Raw genomic sequence first — 23,426 nt, 5'->3', positions numbered from 1 at the left:
GATTCGACGCGGGGCTGAGAACGCCTGGCGCTCCAATAGAAATAACGCTTCACGCCTGCGAGTTCGCGTCGGTCGTCCAGTCGCCTCTTCGGGTCAACCGCCGCAGGCGATTCGGGCCGAAGCGGCGGCTGGACGGCCGACTTCCCGGCGAACTCGCCGCCGCTGCGGAGCAGCGGCCAATAAACACAGCGGCCAAATCTAGGGCCTGGCCAGCGCTGAGGCCAGGTAGTGCGCTGACACCAGGGTTGGCCAGCGCGAAGGCGAGTCCGAAGTGGACCACGTGCCGAACGGCCTGGTGAAGGCCAGCACCCACGTGCTGCCCTTCTTGCAGGGGATCTCCTCGAGCCGCAGCCCGCCCAGTTCGGCCAGTGACTGCACGACGGACGGGATCACGCCGCCCTGCGAGGAGAGGACGGCGCGGCCCTCGTCGGTGGCGACCTCCAGCAGTCGCACGAGGCCGGCGTCCGGATCAGGCCAGTAGCCCTCCTCGGACAGGCGCGCCTCCTCGACCATCTCCACGTCCAGGTCCTCGGCCACGCCCCGCACGGTGTCCACGCAACGCACCCTGGGCGCCGTGTGGACGCGCACCGGCGCCCACAGGGGCAACAGGGCGCGCAGTGCCGCGGCCTGGCGCCAGCCCGCGTCTGAGAGCGGGCGGAGGTCGTCGTCGCCGTTCCACTCCGACCGCTTTCCGGCCTTCGCGTGCCGCACCAGCAGAACGACCAGCAGGTCCGCAGGCAGGCGGGCGAACTCGGCCAGCACGTCCCGGTCCGGTTCATAGGTCAGCAGTTCCGACGCCTGGGCGACAGGAAGCCACCGCAGCAGATCGACCTCTTCATTGGGGACGAACGAACCGGAAACGGCCTGAGCGGCGTAGTAGTCGACCGTCTTCGGCACGCCCTTCACCGAATACGACACCTGGCGGAGATGGCGGCCGAGAACACAGGAGAAGCCCGTCTCCTCCTCTATCTCCCGCACCGCACAGGCCGGAATGGTCTCTCCGTGGTCGAGTTTGCCTTTCGGCAGAGACCAGTCGTCATAACGCTGGCGGTGCACCACCGCGACTTCGACGTCACCGTCGGCATCGCGCCAGAGCACCGCCCCAGCAGCTTTGATCACCCAAGAGCTCCGTGCCTGTGCAGCAGTTCCATCTGGTGGTCCCGCACGGACGAGCCGTCCGAAGGCGAGGCGTCCCATTCTCCGTCAGGGCGCAGCACCCAGCAGCGCGTGTGCGGGTCGAGCGCCGACTCGAACATGTCGCCCAGCTGCTTGGTCAGGCGCGGGTCGGCCACGCGCAGGGCCACCTCGACGCGGCGGTCCAGGTTGCGGTGCATCATGTCCGCGCTGCCGATCCAGTACTCGCCGCTGGCGACGAAGTGGAAGACGCGCGAGTGCTCCAGGAACCGGCCCAGGATCGACCGCACCCGGATGTTCTCCGACAGCCCCTTGATGCCCGGCTTCAGGCCGCAGATGCCGCGCACCACCACGTCGACGGGCACGCCGGCCTGCGACGCCCTGTACAGCGCGTCGATGACCTGCTCGTCCACGAGCGAGTTCACCTTGATGCGCACACCCGAGAGCTCACCGGCCTGCGCGCGCTCGATCTCCATGTTGATCCGGTCGACGATGCCCTTGCGGACGCCGTAGGGCGCGACGAGGAGCGAGCGGTACTCGTCCTGGCGGGCGTAGCCGGTCAGCACGTTGAAGAGGTCGGTGAGGTCGGCGCCGATCGTCGGCTCGGCGGTCAGGATGCCGACGTCCTCGTACAGCCGCGCGGTCTTCGGGTTGTAGTTGCCGGTGCCGATGTGGCAGTAGCGGCGGATCGTCGAGCCCTCCTGGCGCACCACGAGCGACGTCTTGCAGTGCGTCTTCAGGCCCACCAGGCCGTAGACGACGTGCACGCCCGCCTTTTCCAGCGCCCGCGCCCACTTGATGTTCGCCTGCTCGTCGAAGCGCGCCTTCAGCTCCACCAGCGCCACGACCTGCTTGCCCGCCTCGGCCGCGTCGATCAGCGCGTCCACGATGGGCGAGTCGCCGGAGGTGCGGTACAGCGTCTGCTTGATGGCGAGCACGTGCGGGTCGGCCGCGGCCTGCTCGATGAAGCGCTGCACGGACGTGGAGAACGAGTCGTACGGGTGGTGCACGAGAACGTCGCCCTCGCGCAGGGTCGCGAAAACGCTCTTGGGCGTCTCGCGCTCACCGAACGCGGGGTGGGTCGCCGGCACGAACGCCGGGTCCTTCAACGTCTTGCGGTCGATGCTGTGGAGCTGCCACAGGCACGACAGGTCGAGCAGGCCGGGCACGGTCACGACGTCGTGCGGGTCGACCTCCATCTCCCGCAACAACAGTTCGAGCATGTGCTCGGTCATGTCGTCGGCGACCTCCAGGCGCACCGGCGGACCGAACCGGCGCCGCGCGAGCTCGCGTTCCAGCGCCTGCAACAGGTCCTCGTCGCGGTCCTCCTCGACCTCGAGGTCCGCGTTGCGCGTCACGCGGAACGCGTGGCACTCGATGACCTGCATGCCGGTGAACAGCTCGCCCAGGTGCGCGGCGATGAGTTCCTCCAGCGGCAGGAAGGTCGCGGAGGACGACGACCGGTCCCCTTCCACCCGGACGAGGCGCGGCACGTTGTCCGGCACCTTGACGCGGGCGAACCGCTCACCGCCGCCCTCGGGATCGCGCACGGTCACGGCGAGGTTCAGCGACAGCCCGGAGATGTAGGGGAACGGGTGCGCCGGGTCGACCGCGAGCGGCGTCAGGACCGGGAACACCTGCGCGCTGAAGTAGTTGGAGAGCCTCAGCCGGTCGTAGTCCGTGAGGTCGCCCCACGTCACGATGCTGATCCGGTGCTCTTCCAGGCCGGGCCGGATGTGGTCGAGGAACGTGCGGGCGTGCTGCTCCACGAGTTCCTGCGTGCGCTTGGAGATCGACACGAGCTGCTCTTGCGGCGTGAGCCCGTCCGCGCTGCGCACCGACAGACCGGTCTCCGCGCGCCGCTTCAGGCCCGCGACCCGGACCATGTAGAACTCGTCCAGGTTCGAGGCGAAGATCGCGAGGAACTTCGCGCGCTCCAGCAACGGCTGCGAGGAGTCCTCGGCCAGTGCGAGCACGCGGGCGTTGAAGTCCAACCAGGACAGTTCACGGTTGAAGTACCGGTCGTCCGGGAGGTCGGTCGGTATCGCGCTGGACGTCACCGCGGGCGGTGCGGAAGGCACGCCGCGCAACGGGGCGGCGGCAGTGGGACCGCGTTCGACCTTCGCCCGGGTCGTCGAGACTCGCCGGGTGGCCGCGCGCGGCTGTTTGCGCGGGGTCGCCGCTTCCGCTTCCGCACGCGGGGTGCGGCGTCGGGAGGGTGTCGCCTTACCGTCGTTGTCGTCCTTGCTCACGTCACGCATTGTGGCGCACTATCGCCGTGAGCGCCCCTAACCAGAACGTCCGTTCGGTGAACTCCTCGTCACAGAACAGGCATCCGAAGAGCGGTGACAGCTCCGTCAGGGCTACGTTCGAGGGTCACCCGCTGCCCCGGACGCAGCATTCGCCAGCCACCCGCCGTGACGGCTTCGGCACTCACGTCGACGAGAACGCCGTCATCACGCAGAACGACGGCAGAGCCGTCACTGTTAAAAGTAGACACGGTCGCCTGCACGGACCAGAACCCTAGACGTTCGGACCTACACGGCTCGTTCGCGCCGCTGCCACGGTCGATCCATGAAGGTTATTGCCACGATCACGGCGGCGACCCTGTTGGCCTTCACCACGGCGGGCCTGGCTTCGGCGGCTTCCGCCGAACCCAGGACCCCCGAGGTGGACAAACCACGACTTCAGGCGGCGGCGAAGAACGTCCGCCTGAAGGCCTCACTTCCCGGTACCGAACGGGCCATCTCGATCGCGTTCGCCCAGTACGGCAAGCGCGACGTGGCGTTCGTGAGCATGGAGACCGGGCTCAAGACGTTCGACGTCACCGACCTCGACCGGCCCAGGCTCCTCGACCACCTCACCAAGGAGGAGATGGCGCTGCCGGGCGACGACCCGGCGAAGCGCTTCTGGGAGAACGAGGACATCAACGTCGACCCCAAGCGCAAGCTCGCGTTCCTGGCGCGTGAGGTCAACTCGTTCGGACGCGCGCTGCCCGGCGACCGCCCGACCGGCAACTACATCGTGTCCGCTGTGGACCCGGCAGACCTCAAGGTCCTCAGCTTCCACCGGCAGAACACCGGTCACACCAGTACCTGCGTCAACGACTGCTCGTTCCTCTGGACGGCAGGGCTGGACAGGTCGGACGCCAAGACCGGGCGGATCTTCGTCACGGACATCCGCGATCCGAAGACCCCGAAGGAACTTCCGGTCTCCGTCGACGTCCGCGGCAAGGCGGGCGAGGGGAAGATCACGCACGACGTGCAGGTCGACGCCCAGGGCGTCGCGTGGGTGGCGGGCGACGACGGCACCCGCGGCTACTACACGCAGGGCTGGCACCGCGACCCGTTGACCGGCGAGTACCGCGAGGCGAAGGCGTGGGATCCCGTTCCGTACGCGGGCGGCGCCGTGCCGAAGGCGGACATGCCGACCTCGTTCACGCACAACTCGTTCCGCCCGGTCGGCCGGACGCTGCTCGACGGTCCGCTGCCCACGCGCGAGAACCCGCCGGGTTCGCTGCTGCTGCACACCGAGGAGGCGTTCGGTTCGCCCACGTGCAAGACCGAGGGCCGGTTCGTCATCTCCTCGCTGCAGGGCACCCACGGCGGTGAGGGCTGGGGCGAGACGCCCAAGGAGATGAAGACCGTCGGCATCTGGAGCCCGGACGACCAGGAGGGCACGATCCCCGGCAACGTCACGTGCTCCGCGCACTACTTCGACGTGCAGAAGAGGATCGTGGCCTACTCCTGGTACAACCAGGGCACCCGGTTCCTGGACATCTCCACCCCGGCCAGGCCGATCCAGATCGGGTACTGGCGGCCGGACACCGCGACGTCCTGGGCGCCGTACTGGCACCGCGGCACCGTGTTCGTGGCGGACATCTCGCGCGGCGTCGAGATCCTGCAGCTGGAGAAGGGCGCCTACGAGGCGCAGGCGAGCGGCACTCCCGTGACGCTGACCGCGCACCACGCCAGGGAACTGGCCAGGGAGAGCGGCAGGGAACCCGTGCCGCTCGCCCCGAACCCGTTCTACGGCTGGGCCTGCCCGATGGTCGCCAACCGCGACGACTCGGCGGACTGCGGCGCGGGAGCCTGCGGCGCGCCCTGCTGAGCCACCCCGGACCTGACAGCGGCCCTCGCGCGCTGGCGGGTGATCACGCGCCGGCCGAGGTTGATCATCGGGATCTCCACGGTCGCGTAGAGGACACTCGCCAGCGCCAGTCCCAGCGCCGTGACCACGACGGCCTGCCCGAGACCGGACAGGGCGGGCCAGAAGAAGGCGATGACGGTCGCGGCGATCGTCTGCACCAGATAAAGCGAGTACGAGCGTTCGCCGACGAACTGCATCGGTTTCACGGACAGCAACGTCGTGGCCGGTCCGGGCGCGATCATCGCGGTCAGCAGCACCGCCGTCGCGAGCGCGTACACCGGAATGACCAGCACGTGACCAGGGATTCCGTTGATCCCGTCGAGGAATCCGGCGATCGGCTTCACGCTCAGGTGCACCGCGACGAATCCGATCGAGACGATGACCTGGGCGACGCGGGTCGTGAGGGGGCGCAGCACGGCGAACCCGCGCGGGCTGTGCAGGGCGACCGCGAGCAGCACGCCCGTCAGGATCGAGAAGTAGTGCAGCGGCCAGCCGGGGTTGCTGTGCGACGCGGTGAAGTTCACGACCACGAGCGCGAGCAGCATGCCGAGGGCGGCGGCACCGGCGCGGCGGCGCAGGACGACGGTGCCCAGCGCGATCGCCACCAGCGGCCAGACCAGGTAGAACTTCTGCTCGATGCCGAGCGACCAGGACTGCCCGTACGGGCTGGCGGCGGCGAACTCGTTGGTGAACGAGAGGAAGTACGGCAGCGCGGGGCCGATGCCGTTGCTCAGGAACGTGCCGGCCAGCGCGGACGCCACGACCGTCACGAGCAGGATCACGAAGTAGACGGGGAGGATCCGGAACCCTCGCCGCAGGTAGAACTCACTGAGCGAGATCCGGCCGGTCCGCCGCTCCTCGCGCAGCATCAGCGTGGTGATCAGGAATCCGCTGAGGACGAAGAACATCTGGACACCGGCCCAGCCCTGGAGCCGATCCGGTCCGCCGTAGTGGAAGAAGACGACCAGCACCGCGGCAATCGCACGCAGGCCGTCCAGAGCGGGAAAGCGGCGCAACGCCAGGTAGTCGGCGTGCGTCAGTGAACTCATGCAGAAAACACCTCAGAGCAATGCGTCGGGGAGGACGACGCCGGGGGAAGCGTCGTCGGGCACAGGGGGATACGGATGTAAAGGTGCCGGGGTTCCCTGCCGAGTTGTTCAAACCAACATTTTCGTGTTGTTCGTCACGGATTCAACAGGCTGCACCCCGGTCAGCAGCGGGAGAGCGGTGAAAGCTTCTCCAACGGGGCGGCGGCCGCGACACGCCACCCCTGTTGTGTCAGCGCTCCGCCGTGGACCTCGAGCCAGTACCCGCCCTCGGTCGTGTGCACGGTCGCCCCGCTGCGGATGTCCGTGACGTACGACGACTCCGACTGCCACGACACGAAGTCGCCGCTGACCCGCGGGAACACGATGCCCTCCGTCTTCGGCGCCGGCCTGATCCCGGCCAGCTCGCGCGGCTCGGCCCAGTCCTCGCGCCAGCCGATCAGCTTCTCGTCCTGCGTCCACACCACCGTGCGGCCGTCCGATGCCACGCTGTCACCGGGTTCGGCGTTCTTCAGCTGGTCGGGCAACGCGCCCTCGGCGCGGAACTTCCCGTCCTGCAGCCAGATGAGCGAGTCACCGAGGAACGCCGGTTCCCTGCCGGGGCCGACGACCCTGTCCTTCTTCTTCGCCAGGTCGTAGAGGTGCACGCCGGAACTGTCGGACCAGGCGGCCTTGCCGTTGTGCACCACGGCACCGCTGTCACCGATCCGGGCGGGCGCGCCGTCGTTGCGCGAGTCCCACGCGTAGGTCGTGGTGGTGTGGCCGGCCGGGGTCGGTGTCGTGGAGAACGTCACCCAGCGGCCGTCGAACTCGACGCCGAAGAGCTGCCCGTCGTTCTGCACCGCCATCACCTGCTGGCGCTTGCCGTGGTCGTGCAGCACGAGCTCGGTCGTCCTGTTGCGCGTGGTCTTCACCAGTGTCGTGCCGGCGTCCTCGTTCGCCGCGACGACGATGACCTTCTCGTGCGGGCCCGCCTCCGTCCTGTCGAGGGACAGCAGGTCCTTCCAGCTCTGGGGCAGGTCCACCCGGCAGGTGCTGAGCGTGCTCTCCGCCGTGTAGTCGGACGGCCGGTCGATCGGATAGGCGGCGACACAGCCCGCGATGGCCGTGACACCCGCCAGCGCGATGAGCGCTCGCATCAGTCTCCCAAATCGTGATCACCCCAGTGACCCGGAAGACGTGTGGCGGGTGCTCAGGTTGTCCAGGCGGGCAAGGCGTTCGCGGTGCGCGTGCCGAGACCGAGTGCGAGCGCGAGCCGCAGATCTTCTTCGGTGTCCACGTCACAGCGCAGCGACGGCCACGCCCCGATCAGCGCGACCGCGCCGGAAAGCCGGTGGAGCCCGGCCGATCCGACGCCGAAGCGCGGGTCGAGTTCTCCGCCGGGCGCGGCGAGGAGCAGCGTCGTGCCGGTGCCCTGGCGGTCGGGGACGAACGCGCGGCGGCCACGAGCCGCTTCGAGCGCGGCCTGCAACTCGTCGGACTTCAGCGCCGGCAGGTCGGCTTGGAGCGCGCCGATGCGGGAGGAGCGCAGCGTGCGTGCGCCGTGTTCCAACGCCGCGTTGAGCCCCGGCTGTGGCGGCTCCGGCAGCGACTCGACACCCAGCGCGGCCATTTCGGCCGCGACCGCCGGGTCCGATGTGATGGTGACCACGCGCCGGACGCCCGGCGTGGCCGCGGCCGCACTCACCGTGTCGAGGGCGAGCGCGAGCGCCAGCGCCGCGTGTGACACCGGATCTCCGCCGGTCGCGCTGGTCAGCCTGGTCTTGGCCCGGTCCAGCGTCTTCACCGGAACCACGAGGTCAACTTCATCCCGCACCTCGCCATAGTCCACGATTCGGCGGCCTGCCCGTCGACCACCAACCCTCGTCGTTCGATTTCGCCGTGCAGACGGGCGCCGCGAGGCGCCCTGCTGGGCGCCGGAAGCGAGCGATGAGGATTGTGGTCGACGGGCTAGTGTGCTCTCGGGTGCAGATCTACGCAGGCGATCTACGCAGGTTAGGAGAGGCCTCGTGGCCAAAAGGGAGAAGGGCGGCTTCTGGGTCGGGGTCGCCGCGGCGATCGTCTACCCCATGTCGTTCGTGCTGGGCAGGCACCGGATGGTGCACGGGGAACGCATCCCGCGCGAAGGTGCCGCGCTGCTCGTCATGAACCACATCTCGCACCTCGACCCGTGCTACGACGCCATGTTCGTGCACAAGAACTACCGGGTGCCGCACTTCCTCGCGAAGCACAGCCTGTGGAACGTGCCGATCATGGGCAGCATCCTGAAGGGCGCGAAGCAGATCCCCGTCTACCGGGGCACCACGGACGCCCAGCAGAGCCTGCGCGAGGCGCACAACGCGCTGGAGACCGGTCAGGTCGTGGTGATCTACCCGGAGGGCACGATCACCCGGGACCCCGACGGCTGGCCCGCGAACTCGCGCACCGGCGTGGCCCGGCTGGCGCTGCAGCACGACGGTCCGGTCATCCCCGTCGCCCGCTGGGGCACGCTCGACCTCTACAACCGCTACCAGAAGAAGTTCCGGCCGTTCCCGCGCAAGACGATCACGCACTTCGTCGGCGAACCGGTCGACCTCTCCGCGTACCGCGGCAAGGAGGAGACGCTCCCGTTGCTGCGCGAGGTCACGGACCTGCTGATGGGCAAGGTCAAGGAGCACCTGGCCGAGGTGCGTCAGGAGCAGGCACCCGAAGGTTTCTACGGACCGAGGAAGGCCTGAACACATGGCGATCGAACGTGTTGCGGTGCTCGGCTCAGGTTCGTGGGGCACGGCCTTCGCGAAGGTCATCGCGGACTCCGGTCCCGAGGTCGTGCTGTGGGCGCGGCGTCAGGAGGTCGCCTCCGAGATCACCGAGACCCGCGTGAACTCCGGCTACCTGCCCGGCATCTCGCTGCCCGCCAACCTCACCGCCACCTCCGACCCGGCGAAGGCGCTGGACGGGGCGGACGCGGTGGTGCTGGCCGTGCCGTCGCAGACGTTGCGGGTGAACCTGTCGGCGTGGAAGGAACTGCTGCCGCCGGACGCGACGCTGGTGTCGCTGTCCAAGGGTGTCGAGCTCGGCACGCTGAAGCGGATGAGCGAGGTGATCCGCGAGGTCGCCGGCGTCGACGAGTCGCAGGTGGCCGTGGTGTCCGGGCCCAACCTGGCCAAGGAGATCGCGGTCGAGCAGCCGACCGCCACCGTCATCGCGTGCACGGACCACGACCGGGCGGTCGACCTGCAGCACGCGTGCTCGAACTCGTACTTCCGCCCGTACACCAACACCGACGTGGTCGGCTGCGAGCTGGGCGGGGCGTGCAAGAACGTCATCGCGCTGGCGTGCGGCATGGCGGCGGGCATGGGCTACGGCGACAACACGATGGCGTCGATCATCACCCGCGGCCTGGCCGAGACGGCACGGCTGGGCGCGGCGCTGGGCGCCGACCCGCTGACGTTCGCGGGCCTCGCCGGACTGGGCGACCTGGTCGCGACCTGCGCGTCGCCGTTGTCGCGCAACCGGTCCTTCGGCGAACGGCTCGGGCGTGGCGACACCCTCGCGCAGGCGCAGGAAGCCGCGCACGGGCAGGTCGCCGAGGGCGTGAAGTCCTGCTCGTCGATCCGCGAGCTCGCCCAAGCGCACGGGGTCGACATGCCGATCACCGAAGGCGTCCACCAGGTCTGCCACGACGGGCTGAGCGTGCGTGAGCTCGGTGCCGCGTTGCTGGGCCGCGACAGGAAGCACGAGCGCCAATGAACCCCGAACTCGGTGACGGCACGCGGGTCGTGCACGTGGTCTCAGGTGAGCCGGGCGATCCGTTCGGCGCGCAGCCGGTGTTCGCGTCGGCGTACCACCTGGGCGGCCAGGACTACTACGGCCGCGCGAGCAACCCGACGTGGCGTGCTCTCGAAACGGCGCTGGGCTCGCTCGAAGGCGGGGAGTGCGTCGTCTTCCCGTCCGGGATGGCGGCGATCTCGACGTTGCTGCGGACGGTTCTGTCCACTGGGGACACCCTCGTCGTTCCGTCGGACGGCTACTTCCTGACCAGGAAGTTCGTGTCCGAAATGGACGTGAACGTGGTCGAGGTGCCCACGGCGGGGCCGTACCCGTCGTTCGAGGGCGTGCGGCTGGTGTTGCTGGAGACGCCGTCGAACCCCGGTCTGGACGTCTGCGACATCGCCGCGCTGGCGGACCAGGCGCACGCCGCAGGCGCGTTGCTGGCCGTGGACAACACGACCGCGACGCCGCTCGGGCAGCGGCCGCTGGAGCTGGGTGCCGACATCGTGGTCGCCTCGGACACCAAGGCGGTCGCCGGGCACAGCGATGTCCTCTTCGGACACGTCACGGTGGCGAACGCCGAGCTGGCGGCCCGGATCCGCGACGCGCGGACGTTGAACGGCGCGATCCCCGGCCCGTTCGAGACGTGGCTCGCGTTGCGCGGCCTCGGAACCCTCGACCTGCGGCTCGCGCGGCAGGCCGAGAACGCGGCGGCGATCCACGCGTTGCTGAAGGGCCGCGTGGCGAACCTGCGGTGGCCGGGAGCGTCGGACGACCCGTCGTTCCTCGTGGCGGCGCAGCAGATGCGGCGCTTCAACGGCGTGCTGACGTTCGAGCTCGAGTCGGTCGAAGCGGTGAACGAGTTCCTGGCACGTTCGAAGCTGGTGTCGGCGGCGACGTCGTTCGGCGGCCTGCACTCGACGGCCGACCGGCGTGCGCAGTTCGGCGACCCGGTGCCGGAAGGCCTGGTGCGCTTCTCGGCCGGCTGTGAGGACACTCGCGACCTGGTCGCGGACGTGTCCCACGCTTTGGGACTGGATTGACGGAGGGTCCCGGTTCCGGGACCCTCTGCTCCATGTCCTTCAACACATGTTGCTGTTGTACCTGGCGATAGTCCCGCGTCCTCTTTTCGCGCATTCGCCTGGTTAGGACCTTTTCTCCCATGTTCGCCGTTCCTGAGAACAGCGTCGTGCTGTCTGAGAACTCCGCGCTGCTGCACCCCGTTCGAGTGGCTCTGTCGTGGGCCGCCGACCGCGACCGCTGGAAGCACCTGCTCCGGTACGACCCGGAGGAGCGCTTCTCGGCGCTGGTCGACAAGACCGACGACCAGGAGATCTGGCTGATGAGCTGGCTCCCCGGCCAGACCGCGTCGCTGCACGACCACGACCACACCTCGGGTGCGTTCACCGTGGTCAGCGGCCTGCTGACCGAGGTCGTGACCACCAAGATCCAGGTCGTGCACACACTGCACGCCGGTCAGTCGCGCGTGTGGGGGCCCGGTTACGTGCACCAGGTGCGCAACGACGGTGTGGATCCGGCCGTGTCGATCCACGTCTACCGCCACGGCACCCGTGCGATGACCTCGTACCGCTACGACCCGGTCAACGGCCCCGTTCGCTGACGTGCGGCGGGATGGCCTTGTCCGTCTCGTGCGGCACAGGCGCGCCCCACGTGGTGACAAGCGGCATGTGCCCGGCCCACACGAGGTTCGCTTCGAGGTCCGACGGCTCCTCGCCCGGCCCGCCCTCGCGCACCTTCACGCTCGCCTCGGTCAGGTCGATCTCCAGCGCGGCCGTCTGCGCGAGCTCCTTCTTGGACGGTTGGCGCGCGTAGTCCCAGCTGCCCGGCGTGACGTGCTCGACGATCGTGCGCAAGGCGTGCGCGGGGTCCTCGGCGATCGTCGCGGTGCCGTGGATGATCGCGGACCGGTAGTTCATCGAGTGGTGGAACACCGACCGCGAGTAGACGACACCGTCCACGAGCGTGACCGCGACGCAAACCTGCTTGCCCTCCAGCATGCTCCTGATGGACCGTGAGCCCGTCGAGCCGTGCAGGAAGATGCGGTTGCCGTCCCTTCCGTACGCGGTGGGGATGAGGAACGGCGCTCCGTCGACCTCCACGGCGAGGTGGCACACCAGGCCCGCGTCGAGGATGTCGTAGAGCACCTGGCGGTCCTCGACGGCCCGCTTCTTGCCGCGGACGACGGTGCTGCGCGGGGTGGGGGAGAGCTGCACGTCAGTGGTCATGGTTTCCACTGTGCTGGGAGAAGTGGCATTATCAAAGCGCCATTTTTCGTCGATTCGAGAAGGCCACTTTGGCAGAGACCGCGCTTCCCGTGGCACTGGACCGCGAGTCCGCCGAACCGCTCGCCGTCCAGCTGGCCGACGCACTGCGTTCCGCCGCGTCGGAGGGCCGTCTGCGCGCGGGTGACCGGTTGCCGTCCACACGCGCGTTGGCCGACTCGCTCGGAGTGTCCCGCACGGTCACCGCCGCCGCCTACGAACAGCTGCACGCGGAGGGCTGGATCGCCGGTCGGCACGGCTCCGGCACCTACGTCACCACGACGCCGCCAGGCCCCTTGCGCAAACGTTCGCACAAGCCCGTCGCGCCCGTCATCACCGACTTCGTGGACCTCGGCACCGGCGCGCCCTGGGCCGGTGGCCTCGACCGCGCGGCCTGGCGCCGGGCCTGGCGTGCCGGTGCGGACGCGCCGCCGCTGTCCCGTCCCGAACGCGCGGGCCTGCCCGAGTACCGCGAGGCCATCGCCGAACACCTGCTGCGCCACCGAGGCCTGGCCGTCAACGCCGACCCCGTGCTCGCGACCGGCGGCACCACCGCCGTGCTGACCGAGATCGCCGTCGCGGTGCTGAAGCGCGGCGACGCGGTGGCAGTCGAGGAACCCGGCTACCAACGGGCGGTGGGCGTCTTCCGCGCCAACGGCCTGAAGGTCGTCCAGGCCGCAGTCGACGCCGAGGGCCTGCTCCCGGAGGCCGTGCCGGCGGGTGTGAAGGCCGTCTACTGCTCGCCCGCCCACCAGTACCCGCTGGGTGGCCGCATGTCGGCGGCACGGAGGGTCGCGCTGGTCGAACGGGCCCGGCGCGACGGCTGGCTCGTCATCGAGGACGACTACGACGGCGAACTCAGATACGACGTGGCGCCCCTGCCGTCACTGGCCGCACTGGCCCCCGACGTCGTCGTCCACCTCGGCACCACGAGCAAGATCCTCACGCCGACCCTGGGCGCGGGCTGGATGGTCGCCCCCGAGCACATCGCCACGACCGTCCTCGAACACCGCGACCTGACCGGCACCAGCCCGGCGGCCGCGGGACAGCGGGTCGTCGTCGAACTGGCGCGCATGGGCGACCTCGGCCGGCACCTGCGCAAGGTCCGCCGAGAGCTGTCCGAACGACGTGCACTCATCACCGACACGTTCGCCGAGGCAGGTATCGAGGTGCTCGGCGACGACGCGGGCGCGCACGTCGTGGTGCTGCTGCCCAACGCCGAGCAGGAGCGTTCGTTGATGAGGCAGGCGCTCGAGCGCGGGCTGCGGGTGGACGGGCTGGCCCGGCACTACGTGAACCGGCCCAAGCTGCAGGGGCTCGTCATCGGGTACAGCGCGTGCTCGCGGGAGCAGCTGGTGAACGCTCTGCCGGTGCTGACGGAGTTGCTCAGAAGGTCCGGCTGACCACGACCACTTCGCGGTCGGTGACGAAGCCGAGCTGCTCGTTCACCCTGATCATGTGGGAGTTCGACGCGTCCGTCCCCGTGTCGACGCGTTCGAGCGCGGGCCGTTCCGCGAACGAACGTGCACCGCCCGCGGTCGCGCAACTCCGGCAGCAACCGCTCCAGCAGCGAGGTGCCGATGCCCTGCCTGCGGTGATCCGGGTGCACCGTGATCGGGCCGATCGCCAGCCGGGCGTTCACGCCACCGAGCAGACCCACAGAGGTGATGCCGACGCCTTCGCCGTCGCGGCGGGCGATCAGGCGGATCACCTCGCCGAAGTCCGGGTTCGTCTCCCGCAGCGACGCGATGATCTGTTCCCTGCTCGACCACGGATGGGCGGCGATCCGCACGTCGGCGTAGGCGCGGAGTCCGGCGTCGTCGTCCAGGTCGAGCGCTTTGATCTCCAGCACGCGGCCGAGGCCAACTGGCGAGTGGGCACAATCGCCCAAACGGGTAGGGTCGCCCGCATGACGCAGCGCAAGACAAGGGTGGCCGTGGTCTTCGGTGGCCGCAGCTCCGAGCACGAGGTCTCCTGCCAGTCCGCCAAGAGCGTCCTGCCCCACCTGGACGCGGACCGGTTCGAGGTGGTGCCGATCGGCATCACGCCGCAGGGGCAGTGGGCACTCGGCACGGACCCGAGCGCGCTGGAGCCGGGCGCCGGCAACCTCCCGACGCTGCGCAACCAGACCGTGGTCGCGGTCGAGCCCGGCCACGCCCTGAAGGACGTCGACGTCGTCTTCCCGCTGCTGCACGGCGCGTGGGGTGAGGACGGCACGATCCAGGGCCTGCTCGAACTCGGTGGCCTTCCCTACGTCGGGCCCGGTGTGTTCGCGAGCGCCGCCGTCATGGACAAGGTCTTCGCCAAGAAGATCCTCCAGGCCGAGGGCATCAACGTCGGCAAGTTCGTCGCCCTCGACCGCGCCGCCATGACGCTGACGCTCGACGAGCGCGAGCACCTCGGGCTGCCGGTGTTCGTGAAGCCGTCCCGCGCGGGGTCGTCCGTCGGCATCTCCAAGGTGAGCGACTGGGACGACCTCGACGCCGCCATCTTCGAGGCGCGCCAGCACGACCCCAAGGTCATCATCGAGGCCGCCGTGGTGAACCCCCGCGAGATCGAGCTCGCGGTGCTGGAGTTCCCGGACGGCCGGATCGAGGCCTCGCTGCCCGCCGAGCTGCGCCCGGTCGGTGACGGCGCCGACTGGTACGACTTCGAGGCCAAGTACGTCAACGACTCCTACGAGGCCGACATCCCGGCGAAGCTCGACGACGACATCACCGCGCAGCTGCGCGAGCTGGCCGTCACCGCGTTCAAGGCGCTCGACTGCCAGGGTCTGTCCAGGGTGGACTTCTTCCTCACCGAGCAGAACGAGCTGATCGTCAACGAGCTCAACACCATGCCCGGCTTCACGCCGATCTCCATGTACCCCAAGGCGTGGGACGCGACGGGCATCGACTTCACGACGCTGCTGACCACGCTGATCGAGACGGCGATCGCCCGCGGTTCAGGCCTCCGTTAGGCAGGCACGGTGACCGCCGACCTTCACCGCGTCTTTCACCACTCAGCAGGACGCCTCGCGGCACCGGCCCCGCGCCCCCATATGCCCGATATGAGGACGCGGGGCCGGCACCACGATGCGCCCGTCTGTGCGGCGAAAGACGGGGCGAATGCCGACGGTCACCGCGCCTCGGTCTTGACCGGCTGCTTCGGCAGGAGGTCGCGCACGGTGGTGGAGATGTCCTGCAACGGTCCGGTGCCCGCGTCGGCGGGCACCGTCAGCGCCACGTACACGCCGCGGTCCACGATCACCCAGGTGGAGCTGTCCGAGCCGGGCAGCTCCAGCCACTGCACGTCGGAGATCACCCGCAGCTGTGAGGTCGCCGACAGCTCGGCCGGCCGCGACAGGCCGCAGCGCAGCACGACCGGATCGTGTTTGGCGTCACCCCACGCGACCGTGGCGGGGGGAGCGGGCGCGGCGATCTCCCGGCGCGACAGCATGTCCTTCCCGGACGGCAGCCCCACCGGCAGCTTCTCGACCAGGGAAGCGCATTCCGGGCTACCGGCCGACGGAGCGTCGATCGAGACCAGCGCGAGGGGGCCCGTGCGTCCGGGCACGTCCTCCGTCTGGTTGCCCGTGCCCAGCACTAGACCGAGCCCGGCGACACCGATGGCGAGCAGCACAGCGAGCCCGACCGCCGCGAGCAGCGGCCGGGACAGCGCCGACGTGGATTCCTGCTGAGTCACCCGGTTATGACAACACGGGCTAGAGATGCACCACCGGGCAGGTCAACGTCCGGGTGATGCCTTCGACGTTCTGGATGCGCGCGACCACGAGCTGGCCGAGCTGGTCGACGGTCTCCGCTTCGGCGCGCACGATGACGTCGTAAGGACCGGTGACGTCTTCTGCGGTGGCTACCCCGGCGATCCCGGAGATCTCGGAGGCGACTGCGGCGGCCTTGCCGACCTCGGTCTGGATGAGGATGTATGCATGCACCACGGCGTGCCCCTTCGTCGCGACAGGTTGGGTCGAGGTAGGAACGTGTCACGCAACGTACCCCAGTTGGGGTTCCGAATGCTCAGATTGGGAGGCAACTTTGCGTCCGGAGCCGCCGCGCGACGCGGAGACGGTCGCCGATGTGGGTGAGTTCAACCTCATCCACCGGGTGACGACCGGTCGGGCGCAGCCGGAGACGACCATCCTCGGTCCGGGTGACGACGCGGCCGTCGTCGCCGTCCCGGACGGACGGGTCGTGGCCTCGATGGACGTCCTCGTGGAGGGTGTCCACTTCAGACTGGACTGGTCCAGTCCCGAGCAGGTGGGCCGAAAAGCGGCCGCCGTGAACCTCGCCGACGTCGTCGCGATGGGAGCGTTGCCGTCCGCTCTGCTCGTCGGTTTCGCCTGTCCCGCGGACACGCCCGCGGCGGTCGTCGAGGGGATCATGGCGGGGCTGTGGGACGAGGCGGCGAAGGCCGGGGCGGGCATCGTCGGAGGCGACATGGTCAGCTCCGCCACGCTCGTGATCTCGATCACCGCCATGGGCGACATGAACGGACTCGAGCCGATCACGAGGTCCGGAGCACTCGTGGGGGACGTCGTGGCGGTCACCGGGAGGCTCGGCTGGGCCGCCGCGGGACTCGCCGTGCTCGGCCGCGGATTCCGGTCCCCGGTCGGCATCGTGAACGCCCAGCGCACCCCGGAGCCGCCGTACGAGGAGGGGCCCAGGGCCGCCGAGGCCGGCGCCACGTCGATGATCGACGTCTCGGACGGACTGCTGCAGGACCTCGGTCACATCGCGGACGCCTCAGGCGTGGCGATCGACATCCGCACCGAACTGCTGCCGTTGCACCCGCGCCTGCTCGACGTCGCGTCGGCGCTCGGCGGGGACGCGCGGCACTGGGCGCTGACCGGAGGCGAGGACCACGCCCTCGCGGCGACGTTCCCCGGTCCCAAGGCGGTGCCGCCCGGCTGGACGACCATCGGCACGGTCCGCGCCGGCGAAGGTGTGACGGTCGACGGCAGGAACTACGAAAAACCTCCTGGCTGGGAGCACTGGCGCGCGTAGAATTCAATTCCGTGGAACTATGCACGCGGCCGTATGACCATCCGGACTCGGTCAAGATGATCGCCGACCTCCAGCAGGTCTACGTCGAGCGCTACGGCGACGTCGACATCACGCCCGTCGACCCGGCGCAGTTCGCCGCGCCGCTCGGCTACTTCGTCATCGGCTACCTGGACGACGTGCCCGTCGCCTGCGGCGGCTGGCGCGTGAACGATGAGTTGGAGGGCGCCGCCGAGATCAAGCGGATGTACGTCGTCGACTCCGCACGTGGCAAGGGCCTCTCACGGCTCGTGCTCGCCAATCTGGAGGTCACCGCGCGCGAGGCGGGCCTGCGACGCATGGTGCTGGAGACCGGTGTGCGCCAGCCCGAGGCGATCGCCCTGTACACGTCCAGCGGATACGAGCCGATCGACAACTTCGGCGTGTACCGCGACCACCCGGACAGTCGCTGCTTCGGCAAGTCGTTGTAGGTTCGGGCGCATGGCCATCTATGCGCTGGGGGACTACACGCCGCAGATCCACCCGGAGGCGTACGTGCACCCGGATGCGACGGTGATCGGCGACGTGCGCATCGGCGCGTTCTCCTCGGTGTGGCCACAAGCCGTGCTGCGCGGCGACTACGGGCGCATCGTCGTGGACGAGCGCACGTCGATCCAGGACGGCACGGTCATCCACTGCACCGAGGTCCACCCGGTGCACATCGGATCATCGTGCGTCATCGGCCACAACGTGCACATCGAGGGCGCGACCGTCGCCGACGACTGCCTGATCGCCTCGGGTTCGGTGGTGCTCAACGGTTCCATCGTGGAAAAGGGCGCGATCGTCGGTGCCGGCGCGGTGGTCTCGTTCGACGGCCACGTCCGCGAACGCACGATGGTGCTGGGAGTTCCCGCTCGCGAACGTGCCGGACACGTTGTGCCGGAACAGGCCTGGGCGTTCATCGTCGAGAAGTACGTGCAGAACATCGCCTTGTACCGGGAGAAGCTCCGTCGGCTCGATTGAGTGAGATAGGGTTCACAGCCGTGGCTCGTCCCCTCAACGAAGTTGTCGAAGCCGGTTGGGCTGAAGCTCTCGCCCCCGTTGCTGACCAGATCGCCGCCATGGGTGAGTTCCTGCGCGAGGAGGTCGCCGCCGGTCGCACCTACCTGCCCGCGGGCGAGAACGTGCTGCGCGCTTTCCAGCAGCCGTTCCACCAGGTGAAGGTGCTGATCGTCGGTCAGGACCCGTACCCGACTCCCGGCCACGCGGTCGGCCTGTCGTTCTCGGTGGCCCCCGACGTGCGGCCCATCCCCAAGTCGCTCATCAACATCTACAAGGAGTACGCCGAGGACCTCGGGTACCCGCTGCCGTCCAACGGCGACCTGACGCCGTGGTCCGAGCGCGGTGTCCTGCTGCTCAACAGGGCGCTGACCGTGCAGCCCGGCAAGGCGAACTCCCACCAGGGCAAGGGCTGGGAGAAGGTGACGGAGCAGGCGATCAAGGCGCTCGCCGCCCGTGACGCACCTCTTGTCTCGATCTTGTGGGGCCGCAACGCGCGCAACCTGCGTCCATTGCTGGAACCGTTGCCCGCCATCGAGTCCGCGCACCCGTCGCCGCTTTCCGCGCATTCCGGATTCTTCGGTTCGAAGCCGTTCAGCCGTGCCAACGAACTGCTCGAGAAGCAGGGCGCCGACCCGATCGACTGGAAGCTCCCGTAATTGGTTCCTCCCGGCATGTCCCGCGGCACTAGCGTCGCGGGACATGCGGGGGAATCGTGATCTGACGCTGACGGCTGCCGGGGCGGCCGTGAGCGAGTTCGGCAACGCCTTGTCGTTGCTGGTCCTGCTGTTCTGGGCGACGCCGATCAGCCCGTTGCTGGTCGCCGCGATCCTCGTCGCCGAACTGCTGCCGCTCGTGCTCGGCGCGCCCCTCGTCGGGCTGCTCGTCGACCGCTTGCCCAACCGCCGCCTGCTGATCACCGCGCTGGTGTTCCAGGGGCTTGCGATCGCGGCCATCGCGCCGTTGATGGGGCAACCCGTGTTCGTGCTGGCCCTGGTGTTCGTCTCGGGGTGTGGGCGTGCGATCGCCCAGCCCTGCATCTCCGCTCTAGTGCCGCACATCGCCGGCGAGGAAGACGCGACGCGTGGTTACGCGTGGCTCAGCACCGGGCGCAGTCTCGGCAGCATGGCGGGCGTCACCGGTGGTGCGTTGCTCGCAGGGGTCTTCGGGCACCCTGTTGCGTTGCTCGTCGACGGTTGCACATTCCTTGCTTATGCGGTGTTGCTGGCGTTCGTGCGTTCGGAACGCCGGCCTTCCGGTTCGCACGAGGCTCGTCCCAGCGCGCTCGCGGGCATTCGGCACGTGCGGCGGGATCCTGTGCTGTTCGTGTCGATTGTCGGGCTGGCGTTCTGCGTCGGCACGGTCGTGGTGATCAACGTGGCCGACCCCGCCTTCGTGCGGTACGTGCTGCACGGCGACGAGTTCATGCTGGGTGCAATGCAGGCGTGCTGGATGACCGGGATCCTGGTCGGCAACCGGCTGGCCGCGCGGCTTCTGACAGTGTCCGGGATGGCGCAGGCGATTGCCGTGGCCGCCGTCACCACGGGCGTCGGGGTGCTGATCCCCGCGACCTTCCCGTTCGTCGTGGCGACGGGGATCGGCTGGGCGATCGGTGGCGTGTCGAACGGCGTCCACAACGTCGTGATCCACGCCATCGCGCGGCTGCGGACTCCTGAGGAGATGCGCGGGCGGGCGTTCGCCGCCGTCGGGTCGGTGGTGATCGGCGCGAACCTGGTCGGGACGGCCGCCGCCGGCGGGTTGCTGCTGGTCATCGGGCCTCGGGCGGTGTTCGCGCTGGGCGGCGTCGGGGCGTTGCTCGCCGGTGTCGCCTGCCTGGTGTTCGTGCGCCGGGCCCTGAAACGCGAAGAGAGCCCGGCCGTAGCCGAGCTCTCTTCGAACTGAAAACGATCTGTGGCGGTGATCAGCCGCGCACGACCTTGCCGGCCTTCAGGCAAGACGTGCACACGTTGATCCGCTGGCGCTGCGAGGCCGAGACCTTCGCGCGCACAGACTGGATGTTCGGGTTCCAGCGGCGGTTCGTCTTCCGCTGGGAGTGCGAAACCGAATGGCCGAAGCCCGGCCCCTTGCCACAGACGTCGCACACGGCAGCCACGTCAGCCACTCCTTCAGGTTCCTCAAGCGGTAAGTCTCGCGTCCCGGTGGGCGCGCAAGCGTGCACAAGCCTCAACCGGGCACGGCAACTCAACGAGGGTAGCCGGTGGCATCACCTGCGACCAAACCGGGTGGATACTCTCGCCGCCATGCAGGTCATGGATGCGGTCGCGGTGCGCAGATGGGCAGACGCCTGCGTGCGGTCGTTGGACGCCAATCGGGAGTCGATCGACCAGATCAACGTCTTCCCCGTCCCGGACGGTGACACGGGCACGAACCTGCTGCACACGATGCAGTCGGCGCTCGACGCGCTGCTGCGCTCGCCCATGTCGTCCGTGGGGGACGCGCTGTCGGCGCTCGCCCGCGGCGCGCTGGCCGGGGCGCGCGGGAACTCCGGCGTGATCCTGTCCCAGGTGCTCAGGGGCCTGGCGGAGACCGTGCAGGAGGTGTCGCTGGTCACCGGCACCGCCCTGCGCAAGGGCCTGCATCGGGCCGATGAGCTGGCCACCGCCGCCGTGTCCAAGCCAGTCGCCGGCACCGTTCTGACGGTGCTGCACGCGGCGTCCGAGGCCGCCCGTGACTGCGAGTCGGACGAGCTGGACGACGTGGTGATGGCGGCGTCTCGCGCGGGTGCCGTCGCACTGGCCGACACGCCCCGTCAGCTCGCCGTGCTGGCCAAGGCCGGGGTGGTCGACGCGGGCGGGCGAGGGCTTGTTGTGTTGTTGGACACACTGGCTGCGGTGATCACCGGCCAGACCGTGGAAACACCGATGGACGCGCCCTTGCTGCCACGCACGCCGGAGTCGCTGACGACCGAGCGCGAGAGCGGGTCGTCGGAGTTCGAGTACGAGGTCATGTACCTGCTCGACGGCACCTCGGAGGAGTCGGTCGCCGAGTTGCGGGCCACGTTGAACGGCCTGGGTGACTGCGTGTCGGTGGTGGGCGACGGCGTCTCGCTGTGGACCGTGCACGTGCACTGCAACGACATCGGCGCGGCTGTCGAGGCGGGTGTGCGCGCCGGGCGTCCGCACCGCATCACCGTGGCGCGATTCGCCGATCAGATCGCTGCGCAGGCTTCACGGTTCGTGCGTGACCGGGCGATCGTGGTGGTGGTGAGTGGCGCCGTGGACCTGTTCCGCGCGGAGGGTGCCACGGTGTTCGACCTCGCTTCTTCTTCGGCAACGCCCACGGACCTGCTGTCGGCCATCGTGTCGACGCGCGCGCGTCACGTCGCGGTGCTGCCGGGTGATCCGGACCTCCGCGAGGCTTTGGACGAGGCCGTGGCGTACGCGCAGGCCGCAGGGCAGGACGTAGTGGTGGTGCCGACGTTCTCGCCTGTGCAGGCTCTCGCGGCGTTGGCGGTGCACGACTCTTCTAGGCGCGCGGGTGACGACGTCGTCGCCATGGCCGAGGCCGCCGCCGCCACGCGTCGAGGCGAACTCTCGATCGCCGCCGACGAGGCCCTCACGTGGGTGGGCCGCTGCCAGCCGGGCGACCTGCTGGGCATGCTGGACGGCGAGGTCGTGCTGATCGAACCGGGCCCCGCGGCGCCGGAGTCGGTGATGGACCTGTCCTGCCGCCTGGTCGACCGCATGCTGGCGGGCGGCGGCGAGCTCGTGACGGTGATCCTGGGCGCGGACGCACCCGTTGGCCTGGCCGACGTGTTGGAGGACCACGTGCGGGTCACCCATCCGGAGGTCGAGGTGATGGCGTATCCGGGCGGTCAGCCGGACGCGGTCATTTTTGTCGGTGTCGAGTAGTTCAATAGGGCGCGATGATCTCCTTCGACGACAAGCTGCAGCCGTTGCTCGGCAAGAAGTCCGCCGACGCACTGGAGACCGGCCTCGGCCTCACGACGGTCGGCGACCTGCTGCGCCACTACCCGCGCCGCTACGACGAGCGCGGGAAGCTGACCGACATCAGGTCGCTCGAAATCGACGAGCACGTCACGGTGCAGGCCGAGGTCCGCAAGTGCCAGAAGCGCCAGATGAAGGCGCGCCGCGGCCAGATGACGGAGGCCGTGATCACCGACGGCACCTCCGAGCTGCACCTGGTGTTCTTCGGCAAGCCGGCGTTCGTCGCCGAGCAGGAGCTGCTGCCGGGCACGCGCGCGCTGTTCGCCGGCAAGGTGGGCCGCTACCGGCAGAACCTGCAGCTGGTGCACCCGGCGTTCGAGGTCCTCACCGCGGAGCAGGACGGGTCGTCGTTCCTGCAGGCGTTCCTGCCCGTCTACCCGGCGTCGCAGCACATCAACACGTGGAACATCGCGAACTGCGTGAAGCAGCTCCTGGAGATCTGGGACGGCGTGCCGGAGGACCCGCTGCCCGCAGACTTCCGGGAGGAGCAGGGCCTGATCGGCCTGGAGGACGCGCTGCGGGCGATCCACCGGCCGGACAGCTGGGCGCAGATCGCGGTGGCGCAGCAACGCCTGAAGTGGGACGAGGCGCTGGCCGTGCAGCTCGCCCTCGCCCAGCGCCGCAAGGCTTCCACCGCTCGCCCGGCGCCTGCCTGTGCGCGCCGGTCCGGCGGGATCCTCGACGCGTTCGACGCCCGGCTGCCGTTCACGCTGACGGCGGGCCAGGTGGAGGTCGGCGAGCAGGTCGCGTCCGACCTGGAGTCCACCGTGCCGATGAACCGCCTCCTGCAGGGCGAGGTCGGCAGCGGTAAGGCACAACCGCTCGACTCGCTCGTCCTCACGCCTACCGGCTTCATCAAGATGGGCGACGTTCGGGTCGGGGAGGAGGTGATCGCGCCCAGCGGCGAGATAACCGTTGTGACCGGCGTCTTTCCCCAAGGCGAGCGAGATGTCTACCGCGTGACGCTTTCTGACGGGCGCAGCGTGGAGTCTGATCTCGAACACCTGTGGGCGGTGAACACGACTGTGCGCCGGCACCGGGGAAACCCGCTCAAGG

General features: G+C 69.3%; 23 protein-coding genes and 1 pseudogene. 14 read left to right on the top strand and 10 right to left on the bottom strand.

The window, feature by feature from the left end:
- Positions 1 to 198: 198 nt before the first annotated feature.
- Positions 199 to 1,116, bottom strand: a complete 918-nt coding sequence (locus AB0M48_RS33530; RefSeq protein ID WP_363849629.1) for an NUDIX hydrolase — start codon at positions 1,114 to 1,116, stop codon at positions 199 to 201.
- Positions 1,116 to 3,395 (bottom strand): RNA degradosome polyphosphate kinase, encoded by a 2,280-nt coding sequence (locus AB0M48_RS33525; RefSeq protein ID WP_363849543.1) that lies wholly within the window; start codon positions 3,393 to 3,395, stop codon positions 1,116 to 1,118. Before AB0M48_RS33525 ends, AB0M48_RS33530 begins: the two co-directional genes overlap by 1 nt.
- A 313-nt stretch (positions 3,396 to 3,708) precedes the next feature.
- Between AB0M48_RS33525 and AB0M48_RS33520 the strand changes: the two genes are divergently transcribed.
- Positions 3,709 to 5,244 (top strand): hypothetical protein, encoded by a 1,536-nt coding sequence (locus tag AB0M48_RS33520; protein WP_363849541.1) that lies wholly within the window; start codon positions 3,709 to 3,711, stop codon positions 5,242 to 5,244.
- Here the strand turns inward: AB0M48_RS33520 and AB0M48_RS33515 are convergent.
- The 3 genes from AB0M48_RS33515 to cofC all read right to left on the bottom strand — a co-directional run bounded on the left by AB0M48_RS33515 (position 5,163) and on the right by cofC (position 8,145).
- Positions 5,163 to 6,332, bottom strand: coding sequence for an acyltransferase (locus AB0M48_RS33515; protein ID WP_363849539.1), 1,170 nt, complete (start codon positions 6,330 to 6,332; stop codon positions 5,163 to 5,165). The genes AB0M48_RS33520 and AB0M48_RS33515 overlap by 82 nt on opposite strands.
- A 161-nt stretch (positions 6,333 to 6,493) precedes the next feature.
- The gene (locus AB0M48_RS33510) at positions 6,494 to 7,468 is read right to left on the bottom strand and encodes a hypothetical protein (RefSeq protein WP_363849537.1); all 975 of its coding nucleotides are present in this window, start codon (positions 7,466 to 7,468) and stop codon (positions 6,494 to 6,496) included.
- A 53-nt stretch (positions 7,469 to 7,521) separates the two neighbouring features.
- The gene (gene cofC, locus AB0M48_RS33505; protein ID WP_363849536.1) at positions 7,522 to 8,145 is read right to left on the bottom strand and encodes a 2-phospho-L-lactate guanylyltransferase; all 624 of its coding nucleotides are present in this window, start codon (positions 8,143 to 8,145) and stop codon (positions 7,522 to 7,524) included.
- A 193-nt stretch (positions 8,146 to 8,338) separates the two neighbouring features.
- Here cofC and AB0M48_RS33500 point away from each other — a divergent pair, with 193 nt between their 5' ends.
- From AB0M48_RS33500 to AB0M48_RS33485, 4 genes are all read left to right on the top strand, one after another.
- On the top strand, positions 8,339 to 9,046 hold the full coding sequence (locus tag AB0M48_RS33500) for a lysophospholipid acyltransferase family protein (protein ID WP_363849534.1): 708 nt from the start codon (positions 8,339 to 8,341) through the stop codon (positions 9,044 to 9,046).
- Between the two features lie 4 nt (positions 9,047 to 9,050).
- Complete coding sequence (locus AB0M48_RS33495; RefSeq protein WP_363849532.1) at positions 9,051 to 10,061, top strand: NAD(P)H-dependent glycerol-3-phosphate dehydrogenase; 1,011 nt, start codon at positions 9,051 to 9,053, stop codon at positions 10,059 to 10,061.
- Positions 10,058 to 11,125 carry a cystathionine gamma-lyase gene (locus AB0M48_RS33490; RefSeq protein ID WP_363849530.1) on the top strand — a complete coding sequence of 356 codons (1,068 nt, stop codon included), beginning with the start codon at positions 10,058 to 10,060 and terminating at the stop codon, positions 11,123 to 11,125. Before AB0M48_RS33495 ends, AB0M48_RS33490 begins: the two co-directional genes overlap by 4 nt.
- A 119-nt stretch (positions 11,126 to 11,244) precedes the next feature.
- Positions 11,245 to 11,703, top strand: coding sequence for a cysteine dioxygenase family protein (locus tag AB0M48_RS33485; RefSeq protein WP_363849528.1), 459 nt, complete (start codon positions 11,245 to 11,247; stop codon positions 11,701 to 11,703).
- Here AB0M48_RS33485 and AB0M48_RS33480 read toward each other — a convergent pair.
- A complete protein-coding gene (locus AB0M48_RS33480; protein WP_363849526.1) occupies positions 11,684 to 12,328 on the bottom strand; it encodes a pyridoxamine 5'-phosphate oxidase family protein in 645 nt (214 codons plus the stop codon). The two genes, AB0M48_RS33485 and AB0M48_RS33480, sit on opposite strands and share 20 nt — an antisense overlap.
- A gap of 68 nt (positions 12,329 to 12,396) precedes the next feature.
- On the opposite strand from AB0M48_RS33480, the gene AB0M48_RS33475 reads away from it, so the two are divergent.
- The gene (locus tag AB0M48_RS33475) at positions 12,397 to 13,767 is read left to right on the top strand and encodes a PLP-dependent aminotransferase family protein (protein WP_363849525.1); all 1,371 of its coding nucleotides are present in this window, start codon (positions 12,397 to 12,399) and stop codon (positions 13,765 to 13,767) included.
- Here AB0M48_RS33475 and AB0M48_RS33470 read toward each other — a convergent pair.
- Complete coding sequence (locus AB0M48_RS33470) at positions 13,653 to 14,216, bottom strand: GNAT family N-acetyltransferase (RefSeq protein WP_363849524.1); 564 nt, start codon at positions 14,214 to 14,216, stop codon at positions 13,653 to 13,655. The genes AB0M48_RS33475 and AB0M48_RS33470 overlap by 115 nt on opposite strands.
- A 57-nt stretch (positions 14,217 to 14,273) precedes the next feature.
- On the opposite strand from AB0M48_RS33470, the gene AB0M48_RS33465 reads away from it, so the two are divergent.
- A complete protein-coding gene (locus tag AB0M48_RS33465) occupies positions 14,274 to 15,323 on the top strand; it encodes a D-alanine--D-alanine ligase family protein (RefSeq protein ID WP_363849523.1) in 1,050 nt (349 codons plus the stop codon).
- Between the two features lie 158 nt (positions 15,324 to 15,481).
- On the opposite strand, the gene AB0M48_RS33460 is transcribed toward AB0M48_RS33465, so the two are convergent.
- Together AB0M48_RS33460 and AB0M48_RS33455 are read right to left on the bottom strand one after the other, a co-directional pair.
- On the bottom strand, positions 15,482 to 16,048 hold the full coding sequence (locus AB0M48_RS33460; RefSeq protein ID WP_363849521.1) for a DUF3515 domain-containing protein: 567 nt from the start codon (positions 16,046 to 16,048) through the stop codon (positions 15,482 to 15,484).
- Between the two features lie 19 nt (positions 16,049 to 16,067).
- The gene (locus AB0M48_RS33455; RefSeq protein ID WP_030467939.1) at positions 16,068 to 16,301 is read right to left on the bottom strand and encodes an Lrp/AsnC ligand binding domain-containing protein; all 234 of its coding nucleotides are present in this window, start codon (positions 16,299 to 16,301) and stop codon (positions 16,068 to 16,070) included.
- A 97-nt stretch (positions 16,302 to 16,398) separates the two neighbouring features.
- Between AB0M48_RS33455 and AB0M48_RS33450 the strand changes: the two genes are divergently transcribed.
- From AB0M48_RS33450 to AB0M48_RS33430, 5 genes are read left to right on the top strand one after another with little or no spacing between them, the layout of a single operon-like run.
- Positions 16,399 to 17,367 (top strand): thiamine-phosphate kinase, encoded by a 969-nt coding sequence (locus AB0M48_RS33450; RefSeq protein ID WP_363849519.1) that lies wholly within the window; start codon positions 16,399 to 16,401, stop codon positions 17,365 to 17,367.
- An 11-nt stretch (positions 17,368 to 17,378) separates the two neighbouring features.
- The gene (locus tag AB0M48_RS33445) at positions 17,379 to 17,834 is read left to right on the top strand and encodes a GNAT family N-acetyltransferase (RefSeq protein ID WP_363849517.1); all 456 of its coding nucleotides are present in this window, start codon (positions 17,379 to 17,381) and stop codon (positions 17,832 to 17,834) included.
- A gap of 10 nt (positions 17,835 to 17,844) precedes the next feature.
- The gene (locus tag AB0M48_RS33440; RefSeq protein ID WP_189153847.1) at positions 17,845 to 18,366 is read left to right on the top strand and encodes a gamma carbonic anhydrase family protein; all 522 of its coding nucleotides are present in this window, start codon (positions 17,845 to 17,847) and stop codon (positions 18,364 to 18,366) included.
- A gap of 20 nt (positions 18,367 to 18,386) precedes the next feature.
- The gene (locus AB0M48_RS33435) at positions 18,387 to 19,061 is read left to right on the top strand and encodes a uracil-DNA glycosylase (RefSeq protein WP_319982494.1); all 675 of its coding nucleotides are present in this window, start codon (positions 18,387 to 18,389) and stop codon (positions 19,059 to 19,061) included.
- A gap of 43 nt (positions 19,062 to 19,104) precedes the next feature.
- Positions 19,105 to 20,304, top strand: coding sequence for an MFS transporter (locus AB0M48_RS33430; RefSeq protein ID WP_363849515.1), 1,200 nt, complete (start codon positions 19,105 to 19,107; stop codon positions 20,302 to 20,304).
- A gap of 19 nt (positions 20,305 to 20,323) precedes the next feature.
- Here the strand turns inward: AB0M48_RS33430 and rpmB are convergent, their stop codons facing one another.
- Entirely contained in the window at positions 20,324 to 20,515 is a 192-nt protein-coding gene (rpmB, locus tag AB0M48_RS33425) for a 50S ribosomal protein L28 (RefSeq protein ID WP_030467945.1), read from the bottom strand.
- A 148-nt stretch (positions 20,516 to 20,663) separates the two neighbouring features.
- Between rpmB and AB0M48_RS33420 the strand changes: the two genes are divergently transcribed.
- Positions 20,664 to 22,274 carry a DAK2 domain-containing protein gene (locus AB0M48_RS33420; protein ID WP_363849513.1) on the top strand — a complete coding sequence of 537 codons (1,611 nt, stop codon included), beginning with the start codon at positions 20,664 to 20,666 and terminating at the stop codon, positions 22,272 to 22,274.
- A 14-nt stretch (positions 22,275 to 22,288) separates the two neighbouring features.
- A pseudogene (locus tag AB0M48_RS33415) lies at positions 22,289 to 22,786 on the top strand (OB-fold nucleic acid binding domain-containing protein); the annotation flags it as partial.
- Between the last annotated feature and the right edge of the window lie 640 nt (positions 22,787 to 23,426).

The sequence above is a fragment of the Lentzea sp. NPDC051208 genome (assembly GCF_040682435.1).
Taxonomy (GTDB): Bacteria; Actinomycetota; Actinomycetes; order Mycobacteriales; family Pseudonocardiaceae; genus Lentzea; species Lentzea kristufekii.
This window is presented reverse-complemented; position numbering and strand designations above follow the sequence as displayed.